Below are 3,630 nucleotides of genomic sequence, written 5' to 3'. Positions count from 1 at the left end.
GTCGCTGTCGTTCTCAAAATCGGTGGAGCTGCATGATAAAGTCATCGGGCATTATCTGAACATAAAACACTATCAATAAGTTGGGACCATTACCCAAAAATCACTCATTGATAGTGTTTTGCTCATGACCGCGCTAAGCGCTATTAGGGTGCTGTATGAGCGAGCAATACTGCAATAACAAACAACGCTAACTTTTTTTATTTTCACGCTGTTCAAATGGAAATTTTAAGTAGCTGTTTTTTGTCGTTAATTCCGTACTAAAGACCCAATCCCACCACTTTTGCCGATAATCCTCCATATTGCCTTTGTCCCTATTCGCCTGAATTGTGTCCAGGATTTCATCAGCCATGTGGGGATGCTTTGCTATTAAATCTTCTAAGGCTCCCTGTAAGATGTTTGACCTTATCGCTGCCATAAAGAAAACTGTTTTTACATCTTTAAGTTCTGATACCAGTTGATCTCTCTGTCGTATCACACTGTTGACCCTTTGCTGCGCATGCACAGCCCGACGATGGCTATCTTCAGAGTCTAATTTGGCTCGAAATGCGTCAAGCTCTGCATCCAGCTTTTGTTTATGATTCAGCGCTGCATCTGAGTCATGATTCCAGAAAGGATTGTTGCCTTTACCCCAAAATCCGCCAGCCATACATAAACCTCTCTTGTAACTTGTTCAAAATTTTCCTATACACGCCTTAGCTCTTTGGGTAAAAGCTGCGCTATAGAATTTATGTGAGCATCAAAGCATTTGTTGATTGTATACGCTTTTCCTCAAGTTAATGCCTACTAAAAATCTGCTAAAACAGAAATGACTAAACATCATGCCTGGATAATAATGCATTAATCTCTTTACCGCGCCCTATACGAAAATCAAACTCGTGTGTGCACCCTTTAGCTGACAGAACATGATATAGCTCGTAGATAAGATCTCGGTTAGGTCCTTCACCCATCTCAGCCTTTTCCAGCGCCAGCGGTGACGCGGTGATGAATACCACATGGTGAGGAATACCGAGCTGCAGCACAGCATCGATCATGCCCTGAATCTGGCTGCGCTTATAAGTCGTGTCTTCGTAGTTGAAGATAAACGGCGTTTTCCGGGAGCCCTGTTCGATCAGTACGCGCGCGAAGCCAAGTCGAGTATGCGGGTCACCACTACCTGTTACATATACTTGAGCTGTTTCCATTCCGATTAAACACTCCATACAAGTTATGATGATTCATACCCGGAGCTGGCGAGGGTCATAAACATCGTCACTAAGCGGTCAGTTTCATAAAGGCGGTCACTTTCATAAGGGACAACACTTTTATTCAGGTACGGCGGTTACTTTCATAAACCACGCATTAAAGGTGGTCACTTTCATAAATTCTCGCTCTCCAAAACGCCATTTGGGCGGTTTTTGTAGAACACACCGAGCCCCATAGAGCCTGTCTTATGAAAGCACCCTACCTTGCCGGCACTGATTTATGAAAGTACCCTACTCTGCGAGGACGTCTTATGAATGTACCCTACCCGGCGCAGCAGTCGTTATGAAAGTGACCGCCCTACCGTTATTATGAAAGTAACCGCTATTTTTTAGACGCTCTTCCAATAGCCTGAAGTTTTGGCGAACGGCTATTGATAACAAACATGATTTCCCTGCCTTTTTTGTATTCGGTAAAGTCGAGATAGCCGATTCTGACCAGGTCAGCCAGTGCACGTCGAATAATGGCGTTCTGGTCTTTAATCTGCGATTCAAGCGCGAGACGTTCACGAAAGCGCTTCATCGAGATATACAGGGGGCCCGCAGGCATACTTTCCAGATACACATACAGGGACTGTGCCGCTTCTTTGCGGGACAGCTCTGAAAGAGCTTTCAGCCCGAGCAAAACTTTATGATCGTAGCGGTAAAGCTCCCACAAACTACTGTCGCCAACGATTTCAACCTGGTCGGTTTCATGATTAAGCACTGCTCGCTGAACAAGGTGAGTTACCAACGATTTTTTGGTATTTTTCCCACGAAAAGATAGAGTTACACTTGAAAGATTAAAAAGTGAATCGTGCAATCGTGCGCGGGCCCTTCCGTTAATATCAGTAGGCTTAAGGCCACACATCCGTGCAAACTCAGAGAACGGCAGCGTGATTTTCTCACTGCTATAGCCGTACTTTGAAAAGGCAGAAATCACTCCGATCCATGTTTTAAAATCAGTGGACATGCTTAGCTTTGCCCCCTGAATCTTAATGTCGGTGTAACCTTCCTGTCTTGCCACTTCCAGACTTGATAGTTCTTCAGAAGCATCGATCAGGAAGTCGCGTTTACCCTTTTCTTTAGGTGCAACAGGTGTGAAGACGCTGAGGCGAAGTAACGCGACAGGCTGAACGGACTTATTGCTGTTTGGTGTCAGTTCATAACTTGTGTTGGACTCTTTTTTAATAATGCAAAAAGGACTCTCTATCTCGCTGTTTTCCTGCACTTTTTCCATTTATCCACACCGAATGAGCAAATAATACCCAGATTTATGAAAGTAACCGCTTTAGGGTTATGAAAGTAACCGCCTATTTTATGAAAGTAAACGCTTTTATTATGAAAGTAACCGCTATACTTATGAAAGTGACCGCCTAAAGTGCTCTTTTCTACTTACCTATCATCAGGTTACGCAGGCGGTGATCTTTATTGATCTTTACTTGATCTCTATATGATCTAAAAGAATTGATCTATCTACTGAATATGTGGATAAAAATTTTCTAACTTTCTTAATTTTAAGGATATTGGAGCTGAGATGGCTTTTCAGAACCCGGCACAAAACTTTGCAGAACAGCGGCTCAATCTGGGCGATCTGGTCACACTGTCTCCTCATTCCACGTTCCTTGTACGTAGCGACAGCAGTTATCCTGAAGCAGGAATTATGCAGGGCTCAGTTCTGGCCATCGATCGCGCGATTACCCCTCAACATCGACACATCATTGTTGCTGAAGTTGAAGGTGAACTCGTGCTTCGCAGGCTTCTTATAAACCCCGTACCAGCGCTGCAAGAGCTGAGAGGAGATGAGACAATTACTCTGCTTGATGAAAGCCAGGAACTGCCTGTGTGGGGCGTTGTAGCTTATGCGCTTACCGATGTCGCAGGACTGGGGTTCAATCATCCGCCAGGTGACTGATTCAGATAAGCTATGGCGTGTATAAGCTGTAATGAGCGAGATCAGCCGGAGATTAAAAATGTTCGCACTGGCCGATGCCAATAACTTTTATGCGTCCTGCGAAACGGTGTTTCGACCCGATTTGCGCGGTAAACCCATATGCGTAGTGTCAAATAATGATGGCTGCGTGATTGCCCGTTCTGCAGAAGCCAAGCGCATGGGTATCAAAATGGGCGCCCCGCTGTTTAAAAATGAGCGCTACTTTCGGGAGAATGGCGTTCATATCTTCAGCTCTAACTACGCTTTATATGGCGACATGTCCGCCCGAATGATGGCCATCCTGGGTGAAATGGCACCAGGCCAGGAAATTTACTCGATAGATGAAAGCTTTCTGGATGTCAGCGGCATTTCTTCGTACATGCCACGGCTTTGTTGAATAAATCAGATTTCGGGTAAGTCTCCCCCGTAGCGGGTTGTGTTTTCAGGCAATACGCACGCTTTCAGGTATACCTGCTTTCG

General features: G+C 44.9%; 5 protein-coding genes and 1 pseudogene. 3 read left to right on the top strand and 3 right to left on the bottom strand.

From position 1 onward, the window contains the following. Window positions 1-79, top strand: a 79-nt coding sequence (locus ABIB18_RS23670) for an IS1 family transposase (RefSeq protein ID WP_001401901.1), incomplete at its 5' end; no start/stop codon positions are given. Window positions 80-187: 108 nt separating this feature from the next. Here the strand turns inward: ABIB18_RS23670 and ABIB18_RS23665 are convergent. The 3 genes from ABIB18_RS23665 to ABIB18_RS23655 form a co-directional block, all read right to left on the bottom strand. Further along, window positions 188-646 (bottom strand): hypothetical protein, encoded by a 459-nt coding sequence (locus tag ABIB18_RS23665; RefSeq protein WP_048780793.1) that lies wholly within the window; start codon window positions 644-646, stop codon window positions 188-190. Between the two features lie 163 nt (window positions 647-809). Beyond that, window positions 810-1,181, bottom strand: coding sequence for a hypothetical protein (locus ABIB18_RS23660; protein ID WP_354476047.1), 372 nt, complete (start codon window positions 1,179-1,181; stop codon window positions 810-812). Between the two features lie 382 nt (window positions 1,182-1,563). Further along, window positions 1,564-2,457 (bottom strand): RepB family plasmid replication initiator protein, encoded by an 894-nt coding sequence (locus tag ABIB18_RS23655; RefSeq protein WP_048780791.1) that lies wholly within the window; start codon window positions 2,455-2,457, stop codon window positions 1,564-1,566. Window positions 2,458-2,754: 297 nt separating this feature from the next. On the opposite strand from ABIB18_RS23655, the gene ABIB18_RS23650 reads away from it, so the two are divergent. Further along, entirely contained in the window at window positions 2,755-3,132 is a 378-nt protein-coding gene (locus ABIB18_RS23650) for a S24 family peptidase (RefSeq protein WP_354476045.1), read from the top strand. 58 nt (window positions 3,133-3,190) lie between these two features. Next, window positions 3,191-3,532, top strand: a pseudogene (locus tag ABIB18_RS23645) (Y-family DNA polymerase); the annotation flags it as partial. Between the last annotated feature and the right edge of the window lie 98 nt (window positions 3,533-3,630).

Source organism: Pantoea sp. UYEF8, from assembly GCF_040546285.1.
GTDB classification, from domain to species: Bacteria; Pseudomonadota; Gammaproteobacteria; order Enterobacterales; family Enterobacteriaceae; genus Pantoea; species Pantoea brenneri.
The sequence above is the reverse complement of the archived record's forward strand: the minus strand, read 5'-3'. Positions and strand labels throughout refer to the sequence as shown.

Coding starts and splice junctions, on each gene's coding strand:
- ABIB18_RS23665 (WP_048780793.1), bottom strand. CDS start 646: ATGGCTGGCGGATTTTGGGGTAAAGGCAACAATCCTTTCTGGAATCAT.
- ABIB18_RS23660 (WP_354476047.1), bottom strand. CDS start 1,181: ATGGAAACAGCTCAAGTATATGTAACAGGTAGTGGTGACCCGCATACT.
- ABIB18_RS23655 (WP_048780791.1), bottom strand. CDS start 2,457: ATGGAAAAAGTGCAGGAAAACAGCGAGATAGAGAGTCCTTTTTGCATT.
- ABIB18_RS23650 (WP_354476045.1), top strand. CDS start 2,755: ATGGCTTTTCAGAACCCGGCACAAAACTTTGCAGAACAGCGGCTCAAT.